General features: G+C 69.3%; 21 protein-coding genes. 5 read left to right on the top strand and 16 right to left on the bottom strand.

Annotation, left to right across the window (positions count from 1 at the left end; all coding sequences use genetic code 11):
* Positions 1-9 precede the first annotated feature (9 nt).
* The 4 genes from atzF (at position 10) to OMP44_RS08570 (ending at position 4,584) form a co-directional block, all read left to right on the top strand.
* Complete coding sequence (atzF, locus tag OMP44_RS08585) at positions 10-1,812, top strand: allophanate hydrolase (RefSeq protein ID WP_187979263.1); 1,803 nt, start codon at positions 10-12, stop codon at positions 1,810-1,812.
* Positions 1,813-2,051: 239 nt separating this feature from the next.
* Entirely contained in the window at positions 2,052-3,383 is a 1,332-nt protein-coding gene (locus OMP44_RS08580; protein ID WP_280307369.1) for a tetratricopeptide repeat protein, read from the top strand.
* A gap of 95 nt (positions 3,384-3,478) precedes the next feature.
* Positions 3,479-3,883, top strand: coding sequence for an antitoxin Xre-like helix-turn-helix domain-containing protein (locus OMP44_RS08575; RefSeq protein WP_187979262.1), 405 nt, complete (start codon positions 3,479-3,481; stop codon positions 3,881-3,883).
* Entirely contained in the window at positions 3,877-4,584 is a 708-nt protein-coding gene (locus OMP44_RS08570) for an RES family NAD+ phosphorylase (protein ID WP_280307367.1), read from the top strand. Before OMP44_RS08575 ends, OMP44_RS08570 begins: the two co-directional genes overlap by 7 nt.
* A gap of 15 nt (positions 4,585-4,599) precedes the next feature.
* On the opposite strand, the gene OMP44_RS08565 is transcribed toward OMP44_RS08570, so the two are convergent.
* Genes OMP44_RS08565 through OMP44_RS08550 form a run of 4 tightly spaced genes read right to left on the bottom strand, consistent with a single transcriptional unit; the run spans position 4,600 to position 8,938 of the window.
* A complete protein-coding gene (locus OMP44_RS08565) occupies positions 4,600-5,967 on the bottom strand; it encodes a glutamine synthetase family protein (protein ID WP_280307366.1) in 1,368 nt (455 codons plus the stop codon).
* A complete protein-coding gene (locus OMP44_RS08560; protein WP_280307364.1) occupies positions 5,964-7,364 on the bottom strand; it encodes an aspartate aminotransferase family protein in 1,401 nt (466 codons plus the stop codon). Before OMP44_RS08560 ends, OMP44_RS08565 begins: the two co-directional genes overlap by 4 nt.
* Before the next feature lie 40 nt (positions 7,365-7,404).
* Positions 7,405-8,160, bottom strand: a complete 756-nt coding sequence (locus tag OMP44_RS08555) for an SDR family NAD(P)-dependent oxidoreductase (RefSeq protein WP_280307363.1) — start codon at positions 8,158-8,160, stop codon at positions 7,405-7,407.
* 1 nt (position 8,161) lies between these two features.
* Positions 8,162-8,938 (bottom strand): SDR family NAD(P)-dependent oxidoreductase, encoded by a 777-nt coding sequence (locus OMP44_RS08550; RefSeq protein WP_280307362.1) that lies wholly within the window; start codon positions 8,936-8,938, stop codon positions 8,162-8,164.
* 86 nt (positions 8,939-9,024) lie between these two features.
* On the opposite strand from OMP44_RS08550, the gene OMP44_RS08545 reads away from it, so the two are divergent.
* Positions 9,025-9,921 (top strand): LysR family transcriptional regulator, encoded by an 897-nt coding sequence (locus OMP44_RS08545; protein ID WP_187979256.1) that lies wholly within the window; start codon positions 9,025-9,027, stop codon positions 9,919-9,921.
* A gap of 5 nt (positions 9,922-9,926) precedes the next feature.
* Here the strand turns inward: OMP44_RS08545 and OMP44_RS08540 are convergent, their stop codons facing one another.
* The 12 genes from OMP44_RS08540 to OMP44_RS08485 are packed head-to-tail and all read right to left on the bottom strand — an operon-like array spanning position 9,927 to position 23,864.
* Positions 9,927-10,538, bottom strand: coding sequence for an RraA family protein (locus OMP44_RS08540; protein ID WP_187979255.1), 612 nt, complete (start codon positions 10,536-10,538; stop codon positions 9,927-9,929).
* Positions 10,523-11,308, bottom strand: a complete 786-nt coding sequence (locus OMP44_RS08535; protein WP_280307359.1) for an IucA/IucC family C-terminal-domain containing protein — start codon at positions 11,306-11,308, stop codon at positions 10,523-10,525. The genes OMP44_RS08540 and OMP44_RS08535 overlap by 16 nt, the downstream gene beginning before the upstream one ends.
* Positions 11,299-12,096 carry an ABC transporter ATP-binding protein gene (locus OMP44_RS08530; RefSeq protein WP_280307358.1) on the bottom strand — a complete coding sequence of 266 codons (798 nt, stop codon included), beginning with the start codon at positions 12,094-12,096 and terminating at the stop codon, positions 11,299-11,301. Before OMP44_RS08530 ends, OMP44_RS08535 begins: the two co-directional genes overlap by 10 nt.
* Positions 12,097-12,106: 10 nt before the next feature.
* Positions 12,107-13,138 (bottom strand): FecCD family ABC transporter permease, encoded by a 1,032-nt coding sequence (locus tag OMP44_RS08525; protein ID WP_273861567.1) that lies wholly within the window; start codon positions 13,136-13,138, stop codon positions 12,107-12,109.
* Positions 13,128-14,129, bottom strand: a complete 1,002-nt coding sequence (locus OMP44_RS08520) for a FecCD family ABC transporter permease (RefSeq protein ID WP_187979252.1) — start codon at positions 14,127-14,129, stop codon at positions 13,128-13,130. Before OMP44_RS08520 ends, OMP44_RS08525 begins: the two co-directional genes overlap by 11 nt.
* Positions 14,126-15,043, bottom strand: a complete 918-nt coding sequence (locus tag OMP44_RS08515) for an ABC transporter substrate-binding protein (protein WP_280307356.1) — start codon at positions 15,041-15,043, stop codon at positions 14,126-14,128. Before OMP44_RS08515 ends, OMP44_RS08520 begins: the two co-directional genes overlap by 4 nt.
* Positions 15,033-16,883 carry an IucA/IucC family protein gene (locus tag OMP44_RS08510; RefSeq protein ID WP_280307354.1) on the bottom strand — a complete coding sequence of 617 codons (1,851 nt, stop codon included), beginning with the start codon at positions 16,881-16,883 and terminating at the stop codon, positions 15,033-15,035. Before OMP44_RS08510 ends, OMP44_RS08515 begins: the two co-directional genes overlap by 11 nt.
* Entirely contained in the window at positions 16,880-17,656 is a 777-nt protein-coding gene (locus tag OMP44_RS08505; RefSeq protein WP_187979251.1) for an HpcH/HpaI aldolase family protein, read from the bottom strand. Before OMP44_RS08505 ends, OMP44_RS08510 begins: the two co-directional genes overlap by 4 nt.
* On the bottom strand, positions 17,650-19,491 hold the full coding sequence (locus OMP44_RS08500) for an IucA/IucC family protein (protein WP_187979250.1): 1,842 nt from the start codon (positions 19,489-19,491) through the stop codon (positions 17,650-17,652). Before OMP44_RS08500 ends, OMP44_RS08505 begins: the two co-directional genes overlap by 7 nt.
* A complete protein-coding gene (locus OMP44_RS08495) occupies positions 19,488-20,894 on the bottom strand; it encodes a DHA2 family efflux MFS transporter permease subunit (RefSeq protein ID WP_187979249.1) in 1,407 nt (468 codons plus the stop codon). Before OMP44_RS08495 ends, OMP44_RS08500 begins: the two co-directional genes overlap by 4 nt.
* The gene (locus tag OMP44_RS08490; RefSeq protein WP_280307351.1) at positions 20,891-22,099 is read right to left on the bottom strand and encodes a type III PLP-dependent enzyme; all 1,209 of its coding nucleotides are present in this window, start codon (positions 22,097-22,099) and stop codon (positions 20,891-20,893) included. Before OMP44_RS08490 ends, OMP44_RS08495 begins: the two co-directional genes overlap by 4 nt.
* Positions 22,092-23,864, bottom strand: a complete 1,773-nt coding sequence (locus OMP44_RS08485) for an IucA/IucC family protein (protein WP_280307349.1) — start codon at positions 23,862-23,864, stop codon at positions 22,092-22,094. Before OMP44_RS08485 ends, OMP44_RS08490 begins: the two co-directional genes overlap by 8 nt.
* Positions 23,865-23,912 lie beyond the last annotated feature (48 nt).

The following is a 23,912-nucleotide window of genomic DNA, read 5'->3' as shown; positions in this document are numbered from 1 at the left end:
GAAGCCACCATGACATTCGATCTGCGCCTCGACACCCTGAGCGCCGCCTATGCCGCCGGGACCCGGACCCCACGCACGCTCATCGTTGAATTGCGGGAACAGGCCGCGGCCCTCAACCCCGAGTACCACCTGTTCATCCACCTGCTGACCCCAGCCGAGCTGGAGCCCTATCTCGCCGCCCTGGACGATCGCGATCCCGCCGAGCTGCCGCTCTATGGCATCCCCTTCGCCATCAAGGACAACATCGACCTCGCCGGCATCCCCACCACGGCGGCCTGCCCGGCCTATGCCTATGTGCCCGAACGCTCGGCGACCCTGGTGGAACAGCTGGTCGCCCTGGGCGCCGTGCCGCTGGGCAAGTGCAATCTCGACCAGTTCGCCACCGGCCTCAACGGCACCCGTTCGCCCTACGGCGCCTGTCGCAACAGTGTCCATCCGGACTATCCTTCCGGCGGCTCCAGTGCCGGTTCGGCGCTGGCCGTGTCCCTGGGTGTCGCCAGCTTCGCCCTGGGCACCGATACCGCCGGTTCCGGGCGCGTGCCCGCGGGGCTGAACAACCTGGTGGGCCTCAAGGGCAGCAAGGGACTGCTGTCCACCGCCGGCGTGGTCCCTGCCTGCCAGACCCTGGACTGCGTGACCTTCTTTACCGCCACCGCCGCCGAAGCCAGCACGCTGCTGGCGCTCACCGCCCGCCTCGATCCGCGCGATCCCTACAGCCGCGCCAATCCACAGTGGAACGACGCCAGCGCCTTCGGCCGCCCGCGGCCCTTCCGCTTCGGCGTCCCGACCCAGCTGGAATTCCTCGGCTGCCCGGAAAGCCCGGCGCTGTTCGCGGCGGCCAAGGCCCAGCTGGAGGCCCTGGGGGGCGAAGCCGTGCCGCTGGACCTTGCGCCCTTCCTGGAAGCCGCGCGCCTGCTCTATGAAGGCCCCTGGGTCGCCGAGCGCTATAGCGTGGCCGGCGCCCTGATCGAGGCCGAACCGGACGCCGTACTGCCAGTGATCCGCGCCGTGCTGGAAAAGGCGCCCGACACCACGGCGGTGGACGCCTTTCGCGCCGGCTACCGCCTGCAGGCGCTGAAAGCCCGGTGCGACACCCTGCTCGCCGAACTGGATTGCGTCCTTACCCCCACCTATCCGCGCCCGGTGACCCTGGCGGAACTGGCCGCCGAACCGGTCACCCGCAACGCCGATCTGGGTTACTACACCAACTTCATGAACCTGCTGGACTACGCCGCCGTGGCCGTGCCGGCCGGCGTCATGGCCAACGGCCTGCCCTGGGGCGTGACGCTGTTCGGCCGGGTCTTCACCGACCAGTACCTGCTGAGCCTGGCCGCGGCCCTGCAGGAAGCCCAAGGCCTGGCGCTGGTCGGCGGCGCCCTGCCGCACGCCAGCCTGCCGGCGCGTCCCGCCCACCATGACCGTGCCCGGCTGGTGGTCTGCGGTGCCCATCTGCAGGGGCTGCCCCTCAATGGCCAGTTGCTCGCCCGCGGTGCCCGCCGCCTGGCCCTGACCCGGAGCGCGCCGCACTATCGCCTCCACGCCCTGGCCGGCGGCCCGCCGCTACGTCCGGGCATGGTCCGGGTCGCCGAAGACGGCGCCGCCATCGAGGTGGAGGTCTGGGAGCTGCCCAGCAGCGAACTGGGTAGCTTTCTCACCGGCATCCCCGCCCCGCTCGGCCTGGGCAAGGTGGAACTGGCCGATGGCAGCTGGGAAACCGGCTTCATCTGCGAGCCCTATGGCCTGGCGGAGGCTGAGGACATCACGGCGCATGGTGGGTGGCGGGCGTGGTTGGCGAGTCGCAGCGCCGTTTAGGTCGGGAAACGAGCTAGGCGGCGAAGCCACCGTATCAGCCAGGATGCGCAGCGCCGCTTCTAACCGCCGCTGTGCAAGCGGTGGACGCAAGCACCCGTCTGCTGTTCATGAGCTTCTTTCAAGCCGCCATGAGCTGCGGGCGCTAGCCGTACCCGTGGCCGCCTGCTATCAAGGGTGTTCGAAGCCGCTGACCGTTGCTGGGCAGTGGCGCCTCCTTGCTTGAAGATCGAAACACCCTCATGCCTCTCTCCTGCACCGACCGCTACGACCTTCCCCTGTCCACCGCTTCCACCCGCGCCGCCGAGCGCTATCAGGCCGGCATAGATCTCTTGCTGTCGCTCTGGCCCGGTGCGGCGGAAGCGTTGGACGAGGCCATCGCGGCCGATCCTGGCTTCGCCCTGGCCCATGCAGCGCGGGCACGGCTGCAGCTGATCGACAACCAGGCCGGCGCTGCCCGGGAGACCATCGCCCAGGCGCAGCGGCTGGTGGAGCGACATGGCACGGAGCGCGAGCGCAGCCATGTCGAGGTCGTGCGGCGGCTGATCGCCGGGGAAGCCGCCCAGGCCCTGGAGGGCGCGCTGGAACACGCCGAGCGCTGGCCGCGCGACATCCTGATCCTCGGCCTGCCGCTGGGGGCCTTCGGCTTGCTGGCATTTTCCGGGCGGGCGGATCATGACCAGGCGCGGGTCGAACTCTGCGAACGCCATGCCCGCCATTTCGCCGCGGATGACTGGTGGTTCCTGACCTACCGCGGCTGGTCCCACGGCGAGAACGGCGACGTGGTCCGCGGTCGGGCGCTTGCCGAGCGGGCGCTCGAGCTGCGCCGCCACAACGTCAATGCGGCCCATGCCCTGACCCATGTCCTGCACGAATCCGGCGCCAGCCAGTCCGCTCAGGCCCTGATCGCCGGCTGGCTGCCCGAGTACCCCCTTCACGGTACCCTGCATGGCCATATCGCCTGGCACGGCGCCCTGGTGGCCCTGGAACAGGGTGACAGCCAGGGCGCGCTGGCCCTCTATCAGCGCTTCGTGGCGCCGGCCGCGTCCACCGCCGGCCCGCTCAATCGAGTCAGCGACAACGCCTCCTTTCTCTGGCGCCTGGGCCTCTATGGCCATGAGGTGCCCGCCGACCTCTGGCAGGCCACCGCCGCCAGCGCGGACGGACTGTTCAAGCAACCGGGGCTGCCCTTTGCCGATGTCCATATGGCACTGATCGCCGCGGCGACCGGGGATCGTCTGGCGGTGGAAGCCCGCGTTGCCGGCCTGGAAAGTCGTCTGCGCGACGGCGTCCTGCCCGCCGGGCCGGTCGTACCGCTGCTCTGCCGTGCGCTCCTGGCCTTCGCCGAAGCCGATTACCTGGGTTGTGCCCGCCTACTGGAACCATTGCGCGCTGACGTCCTCCGCATCGGCGGCAGCGGCGCCCAGCGCGAGGTCATCGAAGACACCCTGCTGGTCGCTCTGCTGCGCGGGGGTGAACAGGCCAAGGCCGCGGCGCTGCTGGACGAGCGGCTGCACCGCCGGCCCTCGACCCGGGATCGGCGCTGGCAGGCCAGCCTGGCGCTCCCTCGCTAGGACGCCCATCTAGCCGCCCTAGCGAGGGAGCGGTAAAGCCTCTATCTCTGTAGATGCAAATTCATTATATTTGCCTCTACAGATTGGAGAATACTATGTCCCAGGTTGCCATCGTTGAGCAATTTTCGAAAAGCCAGAGCACAATTGGTCTAAGGGCAGCGCTCAATATCCTGGAAAGATGGCAAGCTTCCAGCGAGCAGAGTTGCCGGATCCTGCGCATCTCACGCAGCACCTATACCCGAGCGTCGCAGCGGGACAGCGAATGGGCGGTGAGCCTGGATGCCGATCAACTGCAGCGTGTCAGCCTGGTGCTGAACATGCATTCCGCGTTGCGCCTGGTTTTCGACAACCCGGAAAACGTCTATGGCTTCGTCGCCATGGCCAATCACAATGAATTCTTCAATGGCCGTTCGCCGCTGGAGATCATGGCCCAAGGCGACATGATCTCCCTCTATGAAACCTTCCGGCGTATCGACGTCCTGCGCGGTGCCGGATGGTGAAGCTGGAGGACCTGCCCCTGCTGGCCGATGAGCGTCTACAAGGGCATCGCCTGGTCAACTCCAAATTCCCGCCCATCCACCTGTTCGACGATGTTGCCAATGCCGAAGATTTCGCCGTGCTCCATCAGTTACAGGTGTTGACCAACCCGCGCCTACAAAACGAACTGGGGCGTCTGGAGCTGATTCCCCGCGAACAGATTCCCTTCGGCATCTCGGGTTGCTCCTATGCGACAGCGCCCTTCACTCATGTCAATCCAGAGGGTTCGCGCTTCAGCGATGGCACCTTCGGCGTTCTCTATCTGGCCGACCATCCCGATACCGCCCTTGCCGAAGTCCACCATCATCAGCAGGCCTACTGGTCGAAGGTGCCGGCACTGAAGTACGAGCGTTTCGTCTTCCGTAATCTTTCGGTGAGCTTCTCCGAGAAGGGGGTACGCGACGCCCCGGTGCTAAAAGCAGCAGATCCTATCCATGATCCCTTGGACTACAGCGCGGCGCGCAGTCTGGGCGCCGCCGCCAAACGCGTCGGCTGCCCAGGTCTGCGCTATCGCTCGGTACGCCGCCCCGGCAGCCATTGCTGGGCGCTGCTAACCCCGCGCCTGGTCACTGCCGTGGTCCAGGCGGCGCCGGTTGAGATGATCTGGAATGGCGGCATCATCAGCGTGAATCGCCTCACCGCCGTGCCGGGCGAGTCGGACTGATCTGACACCGACCCATCAGGCGTGGGTCAGATACCAGCGCCAGTCCTGTTCCCCCACCTCGGCCATGAATTGCCGGTACTCCGCGCGCTTGATCGCCAGATAGACCTCGATGAAACGCTCACCCAGCGCCTCCCGGATCCAGCTGGAGCGCTCCAGCGCCTGCAGCGCGGTGAGCCAGTCGGTGGGCAGGAAGTCGGTGGCCTGCTCGTAGCCATTGCCGACGATGGCCGGCCCCGGGTCGCGTCGGTCACGGATGCCTTCGTGGATGGCAGCGAGGATGGCCGCGGCGGCCAGATAGGGATTGGCATCGGCGCCGCAGATGCGGTGCTCGATGTGGCGACTGCTGGCCGGACCTCCAGGTACGCGCAGGGATACGCTGCGGTTGTTGACTCCCCAGCTCTTGGCCAGCGGCGCATAGCTGTTGGCCTGGAAACGGCGGTAGGAGTTGGCGTTGGGACAGAAGATCGCCAGGGCGTCCAGCATCCGGTGCTGCATGCCGCCGATGGAATGGCGCAGCAGCGGCGTGCCCTGCGGGTCCTCGCTGGCATAGAGGTTGTTGCCCTCGGCATCGGCCAGGCTGACGTGCAGGTGCAGGCCACTGCCCGCCTGGTCGCCGAACGGCTTGGCCATGAAGCAGGCCTGCAGGCCGTGGCGGTTGGCCACGCCCTTGACCAGGCGCTTGTAGCGAATGCCTTCGTCGATGGCCTGGAGGGCGTCGAAGCGGTGCAGCAGGGTCAGTTCGAGCTGGCCGGGGGCGTATTCGGAGATGGCCGTGCGCACCGGCAGGCCCTGCACCTCGCAGGCGGCGTAGAGGTCATCGAGAAACGGCTGCAGCTGCTCCAGTTCGTAGACCCCGTAGACCTGCGGCGAGCCGGGTCGCACGCCATTCATCTGCAGCGCCGGTTGCGGCCGGCCCTGGGCGTCGCGGGTGCGGTCGAGCAGATAGAACTCCAGCTCCACCGCCATCACCGGCTGGAAGCCGTCGGCCTGCAGCCGTTCGATCACCCGTACCAGGGCGTGCCGGGGATCGGCGGGCGTGGCCGGCAGCCCCTGGGTCGGGTGCATGCTCACCTGCACCTGACCGGTCGGGGTGCTGCGCCAGGGTTGCAGGGTCAGACTGCCGGGCAGTGGATAGGTCCAGCAGTCGACGTCGGCGACCTCCCAGACCAGACCGGTGGCTTCGACGTCCTCCCCCTGCAAGGTCAGCGCCAGGATGGAGCTGGGTAGCGGCCGGCCCTCCTCATAGATGGCCAGCAGTTCGTCCCGGTGCAGCAGCTTGCCGCGGGGCACGCCATTGGCATCGATCAGCATGAGTTCGATGCTGCGCACCTCGGGGTGGGCGGCGAGGAAGTCGCGGGCTTCCTGAGCGTCGGCGACGTTCATGGCTGACACTCCCGGGCGCCGGGCAGCGCCAGGAGTTCGGCGAGGCCCTGGTCGAGGGTGGCGAGCAGTAGATCGACGTCTGCCGCAGCGAGGTCCGGGCAGCACAGGGTCATGTTGTGGAAGGGGGTGATGAGGATGCCCCGGTTGATCAGATAGAGGTGCAACGCCTGCTGCAGGCTGTCATGGAAGGCGGCTTCCGCCTCGGCGCCGGTGGTGGGCGGCGTGGCGCAGAACTGGAATTCGCAGCGGGCGCCCAGCTCCGTCACCGACCAGGCCAGGCCATGGTGGGCGATCACCGCGCGCAGACCGGCGGCCAGTCGCGCTGCCATCGGCAGCATCCGTTCGTAGGCGGCCGGCGTCGCCACTTCCTCCAGGTTGACTCTCAGGCAGCGCATGGCCAGGGCATTGGCCGACAGCGTGGTGCCCATGCCGCTGTGCCCATGGCCGTGGCTGGTCTCGCTGGCGTGCTGCTGCGCCAGGCGCATGGCCTGGGCCATCTCGTGGCTGCAGCCATAGGCCGAACAGGGGACGCCCCCGGCGATGGGTTTGCCAAAGGTGATGAAGTCCGGCTGCAGATTCCAGGCGCGGGTACAGCCGCCGGGGCCGGTGGACAGGGTATGGGTCTCGTCGATGATCAGCAGGGTGCCGTATTGCCGGGTCAGGGCGCGGACCTGGTCCATGAAGCCCGGGGCGGGCAGTACCATGCCGATGTTGGTCATGGCCGGTTCGCAGATCAGCGCGGCGACGTCGCCCTTCGCCAGCGCCTCCTCCAGCGCCGTGAGGTCGTTGAAGGGCACGGCCCGGCTGGTCTCGGCCAGGTTGTGCGCCTGGCCGATCAGGCCGCCGCGGTGCACGGTGCGACCGTCCTGATGGCGCACCATGACGTCGTCGACGGTGCCGTGATAGCAGCCGTCGAACACCAGCAGCACCTTGCGATTGGTGATGGCGCGCGCCCAGCGGATGACATAGCGATTGGCGTCGGTGGCGGTGGTCGCTACCTGCCAGAACGGCAGGCCGAAGCGCTCGGCGAGCAATTCCCCGGCGACCACGGCATCCTCGCCGGGCAGCATGGTGGTGAGCCCGCGCGCGCCCTGCTCTGCCAGGGCCCGGGCGATGGGCGTCGGCGAATGGCCGAACATGCTGCCGGTATCGCCCAGGCAGAAGTCGATGTACTCGTGGCCGTCTACATCGTGGAAGCGCGAGCCCTGGGCATGGCTGACGAACAGCGCACTGGGCATCGACCAGTCGTTCATCCAGTGCATGGGCACGCCGCCGAACAGCGAGTGCCGGGCCCGCTCGGCCAGGGCGAGGGATTTGGGATTTCGCGCCAGGAAGCGCTCGCGTTCGGCCGCGACAAAGGTCTGGACGGCGGCTTCGCTGATACCACTGGTGGTCATGTCGGACTCCTCTTGGGGTTGAGGGCGGCTCGGCCCGGGCTCAGTGCCCGGCCGAGACGCCGCAATCGATGGCCAGGTCGGCGCCGGTGATGGAGCGGGCGGCGGGTTGGCACAGGAAAAAGGCCAGTTCGGCGACTTCCTCGGGCTGGATGAAGCGCGCCTGCTCGCCTTGCGGATACTTCTCCAGCAATTCCTGCAGATAGGCGGCGGGATTGCCATTGCCGTAGCGCTCTGCCTGAAAGTTCAGCATGGGCGTCGCCACATCGCCGGGGGAGATGCTGTTGCAGCGCACCCCGCTGGGCGCCAGGTCCAGTGCCAGGGCCTTGGTCATCAGGGTCACCGCGCCCTTGCTGGCGCAGTAGACGGCGGCGTTGCGATTGCCCTGGCGGCCGGCATCGCTGCTCAGGTTGACGATGGCGCCGCGGGTGTCGCGCAGCGCGGGAATGGCCGCGGCGCTGAGAAAGAAGCTGGCCTTGAGATTGACGTCCAGCACCAGGTCGAAGTCTTCCTCGCTGAAGGTCTCGGCCGGGCCTTCGCGCCAGACGCCGGCGCAGTTGACCAGGGCGTCGAGGCGACCGAGGCGGTCCAGGACGCTGGCGACCACCTCCCGGCTCGCGCGGGCCTGGCGCAGGTCAGCAGCGTGCTGGCCGGCAAGGTGGCCGTCGGCCTGGAGCGCCGCCAGGGCTGCGCCGTCGAGATCGGTGCCGAAGACCTGCCAGCCCGCCTGCAGGAAATGCTCGCGCACCGCCCCCCCGATGCCACCCAGAACCCCACTGACCAGTACGACCGGCTGCATGTCAGGCCCCCTTGTTTTCGATGCGGCTGTTGCCGCCGTCCACCACCAGGTATTCCCCGGTGATGTAGCTCGCCTCGGGCGAGGCCAGGAAGGCCACCGCCGCCGCGACCTCGGCGGGGCGGCCGGCGCGACCCACGGGGACCCGCGTCGCCGCCTGCAATTCTTCCGGCAGGCTGGAGGCGGTTTCGATCCAGCCAGGGGCCACGGCGTTGACCGTGATGCCCTGCCCGGCCACCTCCAGCGCCAGACTCATGTTCATGCCGACCATGGCCGCCTTGGCCGCGCTGTAGGCCGCTGCCTGCGGAATGCCCGCCCGGGTGCCGGTGGCGGAACTGACGTGGACGATGCGGCCATAGCCGCGCGCCTGCATGCCGGGCAATACGGCGCGAGTCAGCAGGAAGGCCGTGGTCAGGTTGCGCGCCAGGGTCAGATTCCAGTCGGCCAGGGTCATCCGCGCCACCTCCACCAGGGGCTCGGGACTGCCCTGCATGGTCATGCCGGCGTTGTTGACCAGGATGTCGATGCGGCCCCAACGCGCCTCGGCCCACTGGCAGAAGTCGCCAACGGCGGCCTCCTCGGTGAGATCCAGGGCCTGACCTTCAGCGGTAAAGCCGGCGGCGCGCAATTCCGCCACCCGCTCCGCGATCCGGGTGCTGCTGGCGGTGACGAGCAACCGTGCCCCCGCCGCGCCCAGGCGGCGGGCTATCGCCATGCCGATGCCGGCTTCGCTGCCAGCACCGCTGATCAGGGCCACCTGGCCCGCCATCGACTCGCTCATGTCGCTGTCTCCGTTGTGGTCTGACTGGACTCTAAGCCTGTCTGGCTGATACAAAAAGACGATCGTTATCAGCGAAATTGACAACCATGGCCTTTACCAGCGAAACGCTTCGGGTATTCCTCGCCGTGATCGACGAGGGCTCCTTTTCCGCGGCGGCCCGCGTCCTGGGGCGGGTGCCGTCAGCGGTGAACATGGCGATTTCCCAGCTGGAGGCCGAGCTGGACCTGGTGCTGTTCGATCGCGCCACCCGCAAGGCCTTGCCTACCCCCGCCGCGCGCGCCCTCGAACCCCAGGCGCGGCAGGTGGCCAGCCAGCTCAACCTGCTCGACGCCCATGCCCTGCAATTGCACGCCGGGCTGGAGCGGCGCTTCGTGCTGGTGATGGCGCCGGAGTTGCAGACCGGTGCCTGGAGTCGGCCGCTGGTGACCCTGGCCGAGGAATTTCCGGCGCTGGAAATCGAGATCCGCTCGGCGGCACGCGCCGAGGCGATCCGCCTGCTGCACGATGGCAGCGTCGACCTGGCGCTGATCTTCGAACGACCGGGGATCAACGAGCAGGAAGGTTTCGCCGAGGCCGGCAGCCAGTTGCTCACGGCGGTGGCGGCGCCCGGCTACCCCTCGACCCGCACCGGTCGACCTCTGGGCGAAACGCTGATGGCCGATACCCGTCAGATCGTGGTGGCCGGCGGCGACCGCAACGCCTCGGACCCGCAGATCGTGCTGTCGCAGCGGGTCTGGCTCACCGACAGCTATCTGGCGACGCTGGACCTGGTGCAGGCCGGGCTGGGCTGGGCCTATCTGCCTCACCCACTGGTGCGCCCACTGATCGCCGCCGGGCTGCTCGAACAGGTGCAATTCGACAACATGGCCAGCCAGATCCGTCGCTGGATCGACGTCATCTGGATCAAGAACCGCCCCCAGGGCTTGGGCGCGCGGCGTTATTTGCAACTCCTGCGGGAGCAGATCGGCACCAAGCCTGAATAGTAGCCTTAGCGCCCTTCGGTGAGCCGCTGCAGCAGTTGCACACGCCGCGCCTGGTCCGCGGCTTCCTTGGCCTGGGCCAGTGGCAGCAAGGCTGTGGCCCGCGCGGGCGACAGGATGAACAGGCCGTCGTCGTCTCCCAGGGCGAGGTCACCGGGGCAGACGAGCGTCTCGCCGAGCTGGAGTTCGACGTCCAATTCGCCCAGCGCCTCGCCGCCTTGGGTGGTGACGGCGCTGATGCCGCGATGGAAGACCGGCAGACCGAGTTGGCGAAGCGCCTGGATGTCGGTGATGGCGCCGCTCACCACCACGCCGGCCAGGCCCTTGACCAGGGCCGCCAGGGTGCGCAATTCGCCCCAGCAGGCGCAGTGGGGATCGCCGACGGCCTCGATCACCAGGACGTCGCCCGGGCGACTGGCGATCAGCGCCTCGCGCAACAGGGCGCCGTGGGGCAAGGGAATGCGCGCCGTCACCACCCGGCCCAGCAGGCGCGCGCCGGCTACCGCCGGCTTGAGCTCGGGCAGGTAACCCGTACGTCCGAGATGACCCAGGGTCGAGGCGGAAATCTCGGCGTAGCCGGCGATCAGCGCGGCCGGCAGCTCGTTCAGGTGGCTGGGCATACGGCCTCCCGGGGGCGGATCAGCGGACAGTTGGAGCAGTATTCGGCAGGTGCCGTGGCCTGGTAGTAGAAGCAGCAGGTGCGCCGGAAGCGGACGGGACGTCCCACGGTACTGGCCGTTGCAGGCCGGCGGAATTGCGCCAGCGGATTGGTCTCCAGTCCCAGCTCCGCCGGCGTGGCCGCCAGCAGCCAGGCGAAGTCCTCGGCGCAGCGGGCACGAATGGCCGGATCGGCCAATTCGGCAAGGCGCCGGTCGTACAGCGAATAGAGCCGCACCGCCGCGTTCTCCCAGAGGATGCGCGGCGAGACGCGGCCAACCTGCGCCAGGGTCTCCCAGAGCGGCCGCAGCAACTCGCCGAACAGGGTGCGGGCCAGCAACGCCCGGGCAGTGGCATGATCTTCCACGGCAGGCAGTGGCCGGGTATCGCTCAACGGCAGGGCCGATCGCCAGCGCCCCTGGGCGTGGCCATCCTCGATCCAGACATTGCCAGGCGTCAGGTCCAGGCGCCGGTCATAGGCCGACAGGGCGTGAAAGGCCACCCCGGTGGTAAGGAAGCCCAGCCGTTTGGTCAGCAACGACGCCGCGACCCGCCGCGTGGGGGCTTGCATGCGCGCCGTCAGATCGTCGAGCAACTCGGCGCAGCGCGCGGCGTCCAGCCAGGCGGCGACCGGCTGGCTGTGCTGCCCATCGCGCTCGCTGGCTTCGCGCAGGCCGAAGGTAGCGCGCAGCTCGTCCCGTTGGGCACTGTCGAAGGTGAGCCTCAGGCACATGGCGGTACCTCGCGACCGAAGGGAATGCACAGCGGCGTGCCGAAATAGGGATCGGCGATGATCCGGCATTCCAGGGCGAACACCTCCCGTACCAGGGCTTGCGTCAACACCGCCGCGGGAGCGCCCTGGGCGTAAGCGCGACGCTGGTGGACGGCGACCAGGTGATCGGCATAGCGGCAGGCGAGATTGAGGTCGTGCAGCACCATGACGATGGTCTTGCCTTCCTCCCGGTTCAGCTGGCGCAGCAGGTCCAGCACCTCGATCTGGTGCGCCAGGTCCAGGTAGGTGGTGGGTTCGTCCAGCAGCAGGCAATCGGTATCCTGGGCCAGGGTCAGGGCGATCCAGGCGCGCTGGCGCTGACCGCCGGAGAGGTCGTCCACCGGCCGCTCCGCCAGCGCCAGCAGGTCGGTGAGGCGCAGCGCCCTGTCCACCGCCGCGGCATCGTCCGCCGACCATTGGCGCATCCAGTTCTGGTAGGGATAGCGGCCCAGGCTGACCAGCTGCCGCACGCTGATGCCCTCGGGCGCCACCGGGGTCTGTGGCAGGACCGCCAATCGCCGGGCCAGGGCGGCGGTGGACTGCCGGTGGATGTCCTGGCCGTCGAGCAGCACCTGGCCCTGGCGTGGTTCCAGCAGCCGGGCGCAGGCCTTGAGCAGGGTGCTCTTGCCGGAGCCGTTGCTGCCAATGAGGACTGAGACGCGACCCGGTGGTAGGTCGAGGTCGAGGGCCTCGATGATGGTCTGGGTGCCGTAGCCGAGGGTCAGGCCGCGGCTGGCCAGGGTTGCCATGAAGCCTCCTTCAGGGGCGTTGCCGGATCAGCAGGTAGAGGAAAAAGGGCGCCCCCAGGGCGGCGACGAAGATGCCGGCCGGCAGATCCAGGGGCAGGAACAGGGTACGACCCAGGAGGTCGGCGAGCATGACCAGCAGCGCTCCCACCAGGGCCGCCAGCAGCGCCTGACCGGCGAACCCACTGGGCAGCAGGCGGCGGGCGATATGGGGCGCGATGAGGCCGACGAAGGCGATGGCGCCCCCCCAGGCGATGGCCACCCCGGCCAGGGCCACGGCCAGCGCCAGCAGGGCCGCGCGTTGCCGCTGCAGGCGCACGCCGAGGCCGCGGGCCAGGTCGTCGTCGAGTTGCGCCAGCACGGCGTGTCGCGCCAGAGCCGCCAGTGGCAGCAACAGGGCCAGCCACCAGAGGCCCAGGGCGCGCACCTCCGGCCAGCTGGCGCCATAGACGCTGCCGGTCAGCCAGACGTAGGCGGACAGCGTGGTGGTCAGCGGACTGAACACCAGCAGGAAGGTAGTGGCCGCGGCGAGCATGGCCGATACCCCTACCCCCACCAGCACCAGCCGCAACGGCGAGGCTCCGTGATTCCAGGCCAGGCCATAGACCAGCAGCGCCGCCAGGCCCGCGCCGAGCATCGCGGCCAGCGGCAGGCCATGCGGCCCGAGACTCCCGGCCAGAAACGCCAGATAGCAGACCGCCCCGGCACTGGCGCCACTGGTGATGCCGAGCAGGTCCGGCGAGGCCAGGGGATTGCGAACCTGGCCCTGCAGCAGCAGGCCGGACACCGCCAGGGCGCTGCCGACCAGGGCCGCCAGCAGCGCCCGCGGCAGGCGCAACTGGGTGACGATGAAATTCCGGCCGCCGTGCGCGTCGTCGGCGAAGACGGCCAGCACCTGGGTGGGCGTCAACCAGACCTTGCCCAGGCAGAGGCACAGCAGCAAGGCCGCCAGGGCCACCAGCGCGGCGACGACCAGCCGCCCCAGGGTGGCCGGGGCCAGGCGCCGGGAAAAGCGGCCGAGCCGCCAGACGATCTCAACGGCCATGGCGGCCTCCCCGGCGCGCGAGATGGATGAAGAACGGCCCGCCGAACAGGGCGGTCATGATGCCCACGGGCACCTCCTGGGGCAGGATCACCACCCGCGCCAGGCTGTCGGCCAGCACCAGCAGCAGGGCCCCGCCCAGGGCGCAGCCGGGGATCAGCCAGCGATGCTCGTTTCGCGCGCGGGCCAACAGCCCGCGCACCAGGTGCGGCACCATCAGGCCGATGAAGCCGATGTTGCCGGCCAGGGCCACGGCGCTGCCAGCCAGGCAGATCACCAGCACCCCGGCCAGCAAGCGGATCAGTCCGATCGGCTGGCCGAGGCCACGGGCCAGGTCGTCACCGGCGACCAGTACATCCAGCTGCCCGGCCAGGACCATGGCGGCGGCCAGGGCCAGCAGGCTGAACACCAGCAGGGGCGCAGCCATGGCCAGGTTGCGCTCACCCACCGAACCGGCCAGCCAGAACAGCACGCTGTCCAGGCCCTCCTGATTGATCACCAGCAGCGCCTGGCTGAAAGCGGTGAACAGCGCCGCCAGGGCGGCGCCAGCCAGCACGATGCGCAGCGGCGTCAGGCGCGCCTGGCCCCGGTTGCCCAGGATCCAGACCAGGGTGCCGGCCACCGCAGCGCCCAGCAGCGCGCAGAGCACCCAGCCTTCCGTGCTGGACAGCCCCAGCAGGGTGATGCCCAGCACCAGGGCGAAGGTGGCCCCGGCGTTGATGCCGAACAGCCCCGGCGAAGCCAGGGGATTGCGCGTCATGGCCTGCATCAGGGCACCGGCCACCGCCAGGTTGGCACCCACCACCAGAGCGACCAGCAGCCGCGTCAGGCGCGTGGTGTTGACCAGGGTGGCATCCAGCGCCAGCGAAGGATCCTGCACCAGCGCCGCCACCACGCTGCTAGGCGCGATCCAGCGCGCACCGACCGAGAGGCTCAGCACGGCGGTCAGCGCCAGGGCCAGGGCGAGCAGCAGCAATCTGAAGGGTGCGCTCATGCGGCCCCCTGGGCGGCCAGAACGCCCTCGATATCGTCCAGCAGCCGATTCGCCGCGAGAATGCCGCCGCCCAGGCTCCAGGCCACCCCGTCGACCCGCCAGACCTGCCCGCGCCGGGGGGCGCTCAGGCGTTGCCAGAGCGGGTGTTCGAGCAGACTGGCGTAGTTGCGCTGCACCGCGGCCTGGTCGGCGCGCAGGAAGACGAAGAAGACCTCGGCCTCCACCACCGGGAGGCTTTCCCGGGAGGTCAGCTTGATCGAGGACGCGGCGCTGCCCTGGCTGGCCGCCGGCCAGGCGAAGCCCAGTTCGCTGAGTACCCGCCCGGCGAAGCTGTCGGGCAGGTAGCTGCGCAGGTGATCGGCGCGCACATCCAGTACCGCCACCGTCGGCGGCCACTGGGTCCCGTAATGGCGTTGCAGCGCCTCGCGCAGACGGGCGATGCGCGCCTGCCAGGCCTGCAGCAGGGCCATGGCGTCCGCTTCACGCCCCGCAGCGGTGCCCAGGGCCAGCAGGGTCTGCTTGAATTCGAAGACCTCCTCCAGCATCACCACCGGGCACAGCTGCTGCAGCAAGGGTGCGATCCGGCCATGGCGAAAGCGCGAGGCGACGATCAGGTCGGGCGCCAGCAGCGCCAGGGCCTCCAGACTTGGCTGGGTTTCCAGACCCAGCGAGGGCACCCCTGCCAGCGCCGGGCGCAGGTAGCGATAGACAGGTTTCTCGCTCCAGGATTCGACCACCCCGCAAGGCCTGAGCCCTAGGGCCACGGCACTGTCGGTGGCACCCTGGAACAGCGTGGCTACGCGCGTGGACTGCGCCCGGGCGACGCCTGGCGGCAGCGCCAGGCCGGTGGCGAGCACGCCGCCGAGCCCGAGCAGGCGGCGGCGGGTCATAGAGAGGGAAACACTAGGGGGCATGGCTCACCTGATGAAAGGGATTGACCACCCTGCCCTTGCCGAACGGCATGCTGCCGGGCCCACCGGCCCGCTCGATCATCGGGCGCAGCAGCCACTTCTGCGGCCAGTCCGGTGCCTCGAACAAGGTCTCCCGGAGCAGCGCCCGGGCCTCGGCGTCGAAGTCCAGGGCCGCGATGCGCTCCTCCAGTACCTCGCGCAGCAGCGTCCAGGCAGCGGTCAGCGGGACAGCGTAGCAGTTCGCGACGGTCTCGAAGATGGCCCTGAGGTTGACCTGGATGCCCAGCGTCTGGAACCAGAACAGCAGATCGCGCGGATGCTCGTGATAGAGCGTCTGGGCATGGCCGGGCTTGATCCGGTACTGCGGATCGGCCAGCCCCTGGCGCTCCAGCCAGGGCACGTACAGGCGCAGGGAGTCGTGGTCGCGTAGCAGCAGGCCCTGGATGCGCCCGGCGCGCCAGACCAGCACGGCATTCTGCCCGTGCACCTCGCCGAGCAGGCCGAGGCGGAACAGCCGCAGGTTGAGATCGATGAAACTGTGGCACAGCTCACCCAGCAACAGCTGGACGTTGGCCGGCGTCGGTGCCAGCGCCCGGGCCGCCAGCCAGTCATCGAAGAAATGCCGGCGACTGCCCGGCAACGGCGTGCCGAGCGCGGCCATGGGCAGCAGCCGGCAGTCGGGATCGGCCAGCAGCGCCGCGGGATAGCCGCGCACCATGGCTGACAGATGCCGCGGCGCCTCGTCGAACAAGGTCGCCGCCGGCGGCATGAAGGCCCACCAGCGCGACTCGTCGCACAGGTGCAGGCTCTCCGCGAGCACCGGGTCCAGGGTGCGGGCCTGGCGCAACAGGGCCTCGCTGCGCGAGCCGTTGATCATCTTCACCGCCGGCAGGTAGCGCGAGGCGCCCAGGGAATGCACCGCCATGGGCAACTTGAGCTGGGCCACGCCCGCGCCCTCCTCCATGAGCATGGAGCGCAGCGACGAGGTCGCGTGGCAACGTGCGCCGGCGAAGTCCAGGTGCTGGCAGACGCCGCTGGTGAAGGCCTCGTCCAGCCGGCCCGGCAGTCCCTCGGCGAGTTGCCAGGGGTGTACCGGCAGCGCCAGGTGACTCTCGGCCAGGCCGCGCTGCTGCAATTCGGCCTGCAACTCGGCCAGCGCCGCTGGGGTCAGCAGGGCGGCCGCCGGCCCCTGGCTCTCCGCCGCCACCCCCTCGCCGCACAGCAGCTGATCGCGGTGCACCGCGACCCAGGCCAGGCGCACGGGTTGGCCGAATTCGGCCTGATAGGCCTGGTAGTCGGCGTCGTTCAGGCCCAGCTTGGCCTTGGCCAGGGGGTGATAGGGTCGATCCCGCAGGGCGGCCCAGCGCTCCAGTTGCAGGAAGGCGGCCTGGCCGTCGCCCTCCAGCAGCGGACCCGGGACCAGGGGTCGTTCCAGCGACAGCCGGGTTTGCCGCAGGCTGGTGGCCAGGGTCTCGCGCAGCAGGGCGATGCCCCGTGCCCGCTCCGGATCGGCAGCCGCCTCGGCGAAGACCAGGGAGACGAAGGCCTCGGGCGTGAGGGTGCTCCAGGCGTCGCCCTGGCGCGCCAGGATCGGCGTACCGGGCACCTTTACCCAGGCCTGGGTGATACCCGGACGCACCCGCGCGGCGATGAAGCGCTGCTCGCGGGGATCGCAGCAGCACTCCCAGAGGCGCTCCTCCGGGGCGGCCGGCTGCAGGATGGCGGGAAGTTCCGGGGCCGCGGCCGCCAGGGTCACGGCCAGCGGGGCGAAGACGTCTTCGGCCAGCAGGCAGTCGAACAGGTCCTGCAGGATCAGATCGGTGGCGAGGGTCTGGGCGTTCATGGGGATTCTCCGCAGGAATGGGCGGTCAGGCGGGCCTGCAGGGCCCGGAAGGCGATGCCGCGCTCGTCGCCGAGCACAAAGGTGGTGACGCCCCGGGCGCGCCAGAGATCGAGGTCCTCCGGGCGCCGGGGGATGGCGCAATAGGGTGTGCCCTGGCGTCTTGCCGAGTACCAGGTCTTGTGCAGGGCCTCCTGCACCTCCGGATCGGCGATGCGCCAGGGGCGACCGAGGGATTGCGACAGGTCCGCCGCCCCTTCGAGCAGCAGGTCCACTCCCGGCACCGCGGCGATCTCCGCTGCCCGGGCAACGCCGGTGGCGCTCTCGATCATGGCGACCACCAGGATCTGCGCATTGGCGCGGGTCACGTAGTCGGCCAGGCTGGTTTTGCCGAAGGAGCCAGGCCGCCCGGCATTGAGGCTGCGCTCGCCCTCCGGGTGGTATTTGCAGGCGCGCACCGCGGCGGCCAGCACTGCCGGGTCTTCCACGCAGGGCAGCACGATCCCCTGGGCCCCGGCATCGAGCAGGCGCAGCAGGCGCTTGGGCTCGGCGTCCGGCACCCGCACCAGCGGCGTGAGGTCGTAGCTCTCGGCGGTGCGGATCATGTTCTCCAGGGTTTCCGGATTGATCAGCACGTGCTCCAGGTCGATGATCACGAAGTCGTAGCCGGCTTCGGCGATCAGCTCGATGCTGGCGGGCGTGGGCAACGAGGCGAACAGGCCGTGGCTGGGCGTGCCGGCCGCCAGGGCGGCCTTGAGTCGATTGCGCCTCAGCATGCGGCGGGCCGGTAGGGATGCAGGGGATTGGCCACCGCCTTGAAACGCCGCTCGCCATCGCCCAGCAGGCGCCGCTTGGTCAGCTCCTCCACCTCGAAGGTGGGGGCGAAGACGTCGAACAGCGCATAGCGCTCCCGGTGCTGGGGATGGGCGCGCTGGTAGTCGAGGATGACCGTGGCGGTCGCCTGCCAGAAGTCGGCCTCGGCCAGGGCGAAGTGCTGGCGCAGAAATACCGCCAGTTCGCCCAGGGCGATGAAAAAGAAGGCATCGCAGGTGAAGTCCCGGACCGCGTCCACGTCCTCGGTGAGGATGAAGGAGTTGCGGTTGATCCGCGCGTGGCTTGCCGGCAAGGGCGCAAGGGTCGGGCGCAGCTCCGGACGCGCCAGGTGGCGCTCGGCATAGCGTACGCCGTCGTGGAAGTCCTTGAGGGCGATGCGCAGCGGCCAGCCGTCGCGGTGGATCAGCACGATGTTCTGGCCGTGGGACTCCATGCCGATGCCTTCGGCGTGGAGCATGTGCATGAGCGGCGTCACCGTGACCCTGAGCAGTTGCCGCAGCCAGGCGTCCAGGCCGTAGCGCTCGATCCAGGCGGCGACGAAGGGCTGCGGCGCGCCCTGGCCATAACGATGCTCCACCTGGGTCAGGCCATTGAAGGGTACCGCCTGTTCATCCGCGCGCAGATAGGCATGGATGCTCTCGCGCCAGACGGCGCCGAGGGTGCCGTAGACCTGCCCCGCGCGACTGACCGGCAGCGTGCGACTGTCGTAGGCGACGCCGGCGACCTCGCCGAGCACCACGAAGTCCAGGTCGCGGGCCGTGGCATCGGTTTCGATCAGGCGCTGCAGCCAGTCGGTGATGATTGGGCCGTTGAGCACCGTATGGCGCGCCAGGATGCGGGTGCTGGAGGTATTGGTCAGGCACATCGCCAACTTGACGTAGGGCCGCCGGGGCGCACTGCGGTTGGCCAGGGTGCGGATGGACTGCTGGGCGGCGTACTGGTCGCGAGAGGTGCCCAGGTAGAGCAGCTCGCCACTCACCAGCTCGGGCTGGAACAGCGCGGCGAGGTGCTGCTCCCACTGCCAGGGATGCACCGGGATCAGTTGGTAGTCGTCCAGCGCCCGCCCCTGTTCGCGCCACTCGGCGGCCAGGGCCGCCCAGCGCTGGGCACCGAATTCCTCGGCGATGAAGGCCGGAAAATCCAGATGGCGAGAGTGCCCCACCGAGGCCCGCTCGCGCGCCAGGGCCAGCCAGACCAGCTGGATCGGCTCGCCGAATTCCGGTCCGTAGCGGCGATTTTCGGCTAGGGAAAAGCCGATGCGCGACTTGTAGCAGGGGTGGTAGCCATGGGCATCCATGAAGTGCCGTTCCAGCGCGTCCACATCCAGTTCGTGGGCCGGGCGGTCGGGACGATAATCCTGGCGGCGCGACTGCAGGTCCTTGAGCAGGGTCTGCTCCAGCTCCTGGACGAAGCGCGGCCATAGCGGCGCGGCGCTCTGCTCGCCGAGCAATTCGGCCAGGGTCTCGTGCAGCGTCGGCGCACGGCTCCCCTGGGCGTCCTGGCGAACCAGGCGCTGGGGGTCCAGGCGGATCAGGCCGAAGCTGGCAGCGGCGGGCGCATAGCCCAGGTACTGCACCGGTTGGCCATCGGCGGCGTGACCGGCCAGGCGATACTGCGCCAGGCCATCCGCCACTGGCTGTACCTGGGCGCTGAGCACCTCTTCGTAGATCAGCGTCTGCAGCAATTGCGCCACCACGCGCTGCTCGACCTGGCGATAGAGGGCGGCGTCGGCGGGCGACGGCCAGGGCTGCGCAGGAAGTGAAAGCTGAGCGGTCATGAGTACCTCCGAACGGAAAGGGATTGGCCGGCGGGAAAGCGCCAGGCCCAGGGCAGTGCCAGCAGGATGAACAGACCGGTGGCGATGAAGGCGTCCTGGATGGCGACGCCGGTGGCAGCCTGGCGCGGGCCCCAGCCGGCCGCGCCGCCCAGGCGCAGTTCCAGCCACAGGGAGGCGGCCACCACGGCCACCGAGGACACCAGGCGCCGGGCGATGTTGTTCATGGCCGCGCCCTGGGTGACCTGGGCATCCGGCAGGGTATTGAGGCCGGCGGTGGTGGCCGGCATGTAGGACAGCCCCAGGCCGACGCCGCGCAGCACCATCAGCGCGCAGATCCAGGCGAGTCCGGCATGGCTGCCAACCACACCCAGGGCCAGGGTGGCCAGGCCGCTGAGCGCCAGACCGGTGGCGATCACGCCACGGGGTCCGCGGCGGTCGAGCAGGCGCCCGCCGACCTGACCGAACAGCGCCGCCGCCAGCGCCGTGCAGAGCAGTGCCAGACCGGTCCAGAGCGCGCTGTGGCCCAGTACCAGCTGGATGAGCAGCGGCAGCAGCACCAGGCATTCGAACATGCCCACCGCCTGGACCACGGCGATGATGACGCTGGCCCGGTAGCCGCGCAGGGCGAACAGTCGCAGCGGCAGCAGCGGATGGCTGCGCCGCAGTTGCAGCCGGACAAAGGCCAGCAGGCACAGGAAGCCGGCCGCCAGGGCCAGCAGATTGAGGGGTTCGCCCAGCGCCGCCAGCTCGCGCAGCCGGCCGAGGGTCACCAGCAGCAACCCCAGGCCACCGGCGATCAGCAGGTAGCCGGCCAGGTCGAAGGGCTGGTGTTCGCGAGGGCCATCCGCGGGCAGCACCACCTGCCCCATGGCCAGGGCCAGCAGGCCCACCGGGACGTTGAGCAGGAACAGGGCGCGCCAGTCGAACACCTCCAGCAGCAGGCTGCCGCACAAGGGCCCTACCGCCGGCGCCAGCATCACCGCCCCACCCCACCAGCCGGTCACCCGCCCGCGCTCCTCCTTGGGATAGACGGAGAAGATGATGCCCAGCGCCAGGGGAATCATCAGGCCGCTGGCCACCCCCTGAACCATGCGCGCCAGCAGCACGCCGGCGATGGAATCGGCCAGGGCGCCCAGCGCCGAACCGGCGATGAAGGCCAGCAGCCCGAGGCGATAGAGCCGCCGGCGCCCGAGGCGCCCGGCCAGGAAACCGGTCAGCGGCATGGTGATGCCCATGGCCACCATGAAGCCGGCGACGATCCAGCTGGCCAGCAGCGGCCCCAGGTCGAAGGTGGCGATGAAGGCCGGCAGCGCCGGATTGAGCGCGGTATTGGCCAGGCTGACGGTGACCGTGCCCAGCAGCACGTTCACCGCCACCCAGACCCGCGGGATCGCCACGCTCACGCCGAGGCCCTCCCGTTCCCGTCGAGGAACAGCTGCCGCGGGCGCGGATGGCAGAGGAAATCCGCGTGGGAGATGTTGTAGCCATAGGCGCCGGCCAGGGGCAGCACCAGCAGGTCGCCCACCCGTACCTCACCCAGCGGCTGGCCGCGGCTGAGGACGTCCTTGGGGGTACAGAGCTGGCCCACCACCGTCCAGGCCTTGCCCCCGGTCGCCGTCGCCCGCGCCTCGCGGGGCAGGTGCAGCACCGGGTGATCGTGCCCCTGGGCCACCGGCAGGCGGAACTGGTGGGTTCCGCCGCGGCAGACCAGGAAGTGCTGGCCATGACTGGTCTTGGTATCCAGCACCTCCATGGCGTAGTAGCCGCAGAAGGCCGCGAGGAAACGGCCCGGTTCGAAGCGGATCAGCGGCGGCTGCGCCTGGGCGGCCAGACGGGCGCGCAGGTGCGCGCACAGCCGCGCCCAGTCGAATCGCCGACCTTCGCGATAGTCAACGCCGATGCCGCCCCCGACGTTGAGCCGCACCAGGCTCTCCGGGCGCCGGGCCAGGCCGCACCAGTGCGGCCAACGCTGCAGGTAGAAGTCCAGCAGGTGCAGATGGCGCTCGACCGAGTGCTGGTGCGACAGGGCATGCACATGGAAACCCTGCAGCTGCAGGTGACTGGCCGCCTCCACCGCTGCCACCGCGGCGTGCAGATCGGCCTCGTCGAAGCCGAAGGGCGTCGCCGTACCGGCCATGGCCAGGGTACTGGTCAGCCCGGCCGGCAATTGTGGGTTGATGCGGATGTACACCGGCTGTAGCCGCCCCAGGGAGCGGGCCAGGCGTTGCAGGCGCTGGATCTCGCCGAGGCTCTCCAGGTGGATGGCTTCGACCCCGGCGCTCAGGGCGGTGCGCAGGTCGGAATCCAGCTTGCCCGGACCGGAGAAGATGAACGGCTTGCGCTGCGGGCAGGCGGCGAGGCGATCGATCTCACCACCGGAGGAGATCTCGAAGCCGTGCACCAGCGGCGCCAGGGCCGCCAGGATCGGCGCCTCGCTGTTGGCCTTGATGGCGTAGTACAGCTCCACGCCCGGCGGCAATTCGGCCATCAGCGCGGCGACGTGCCGCCGCAGGGCATCGAGGTCGTAGACGAAGGCCGCCAGGGGATCGCTGGACTGCGCCTGGGCTTCCACCAGGGCGGCGCGGACCACGGTCGGTAGCTCACCCATGACGCACCTCCGCGCCCCAGGGGCAAGGCAACTGCACGTAGCCGGCCTGGCGATCGGCCTGGGCGGCGAGGCGCACCTTGAGATTGGTCTTGCAGGGAATCGGCTGGCCGGCGATCAGCGCATCCAGCTCGGGCGCGGCGCGTTGCAGATCCGCGCGGATGGCGATCAACTCGGCTTCCACCTGCCGCCACAGGCGCGGCGCCAGGTGCGGACGCTCCCAGCTCAGCGCCAGCACCGCCTCGGCGAGGTTATTGACGAACAGGCAGTAGGCGATGCGCCGCCAGCCCTGGTCGCGGCTGTAGAGCAACGACTGGCGCACCCGGGGATGGACGTGGGCGTCCAGGGCCTCGGCGCCGAGGGTATCGGTCAGCTTGATACCTTCGAAGTCGCGCAGCAGCAGCCGGACGGGCCGGCCATTGTCATGCACCAGGACGCAATTCTGCAGGTGCGGCTCCAGCACCACGCCGTGCTCGAAGAACATTCGCAGCACCGGCCCCAGCAACAGCCGCTGGTAATCCTGGAACCAGGCCAGCCGCGCCTGATCGCTGGGTTCCCTACCGCCGCAGCGACTGAGGAAGTCCTGCAGCAGCGGCTGCAGGCGGGTGTCGCGGGCGAACAGGGTGCCGGCCAGCAGGCAGCAGTCGGCGCCATGCTCCAGGCAAAAATTCTCGCGCAGGATGGCGCCGGTCTGCTCCCGGAACCAGCGCTCGTCCTCGGCACTCGCCGCCGGCGGTGCCCAGCTCAGGGCACCCGGCTCACGCACCATGTCCAGGCCCGCCACCCGCCCCTGCAGGCGTTGCATGAGGCGATCGACGATCAGGCTGCTCTGCAGTTCGTACCAGGCGTTCTTGCGCACGCAATTGGTGATGCGCACATTCAGCGAGCCCTTGACGAAGAAGGCATGGCCCGCGCGGTACCAGGTGCGCATGGAGGCGGTGGGACTGGCCAGGGCGCCGCTGGGCCCGAGGTCATGGATCAGCCCCTGGCTGACCAGCGCCTGGACCCGCGGATCGCCCAGGAACAGCTGCGCCTGGACCGGGTGCAGCACGATCCGCGCCCGCTCCGGAGCGGCCTGCGCCTGGTCCACGAAGCCCTGCAACACCTGGGCATCGCTCAGGCCGTTGCCAGCCACCTGCAACCCGGCGCGCGGCACCTCCAGCACGTGCATGGGGGTGCTGGTGTGCAACTCCGGTGCATAGGCCTCGGCCGGCAGAGGCTCCGGCCAGCGCCGCGCCTTGGGCGCCGGGTGATTGGGATGGCCGAACCACAGGCCCTGCTCGCTGGCCAGGTAGTCGCTGAGCGGCGCGGGATGTCGAGTGACCTGCACGTGGTCGACGATGGCCGCGGTCAGGCGCTGACTCTGCAGGACCTGCTGCAGCAACTCGCCATTGTGGGCGCCGGCGAGTTCTTCGCAGGCCTCCAGCAGATAATCGATGAAGGCGGGAAAGTCCGGGCAATACCAGGGCTGGTCGCCGCGTCTTACATAGATATCGGATAGATAACGCTGGCTGCCGAGTTCATCCTGTCGATCGACGACCAGAAAGAACTGGCGGTCTCCAGGAAAGTTGATCAGCAAGGGAACGCCGCCGTCTTGTAACCAACTCAGATAATTGGCCGGCGCTATACCGCGCCGATCTTCCGGCCAGTTATAAGTCAGGCACTTTTCCGGCAGCGCGAATTCCTTGATGAGGCAATTCATCAGGGCGTGGGAAGACGCCAGCTCGCTGACGATGCGGGAAAGCAGCGTGGATTCTAGAGAAGTCATGGCAGTGTCCAAGAGGTTGCGCGTCCCTGCGGGCGATCCGGTGTCACG

The organism is Pseudomonas flavocrustae (genome assembly GCF_029872515.1).
GTDB classification, from domain to species: domain Bacteria; phylum Pseudomonadota; class Gammaproteobacteria; order Pseudomonadales; family Pseudomonadaceae; genus Chryseomonas; species Chryseomonas aestiva.
This window is presented reverse-complemented; position numbering and strand designations above follow the sequence as displayed.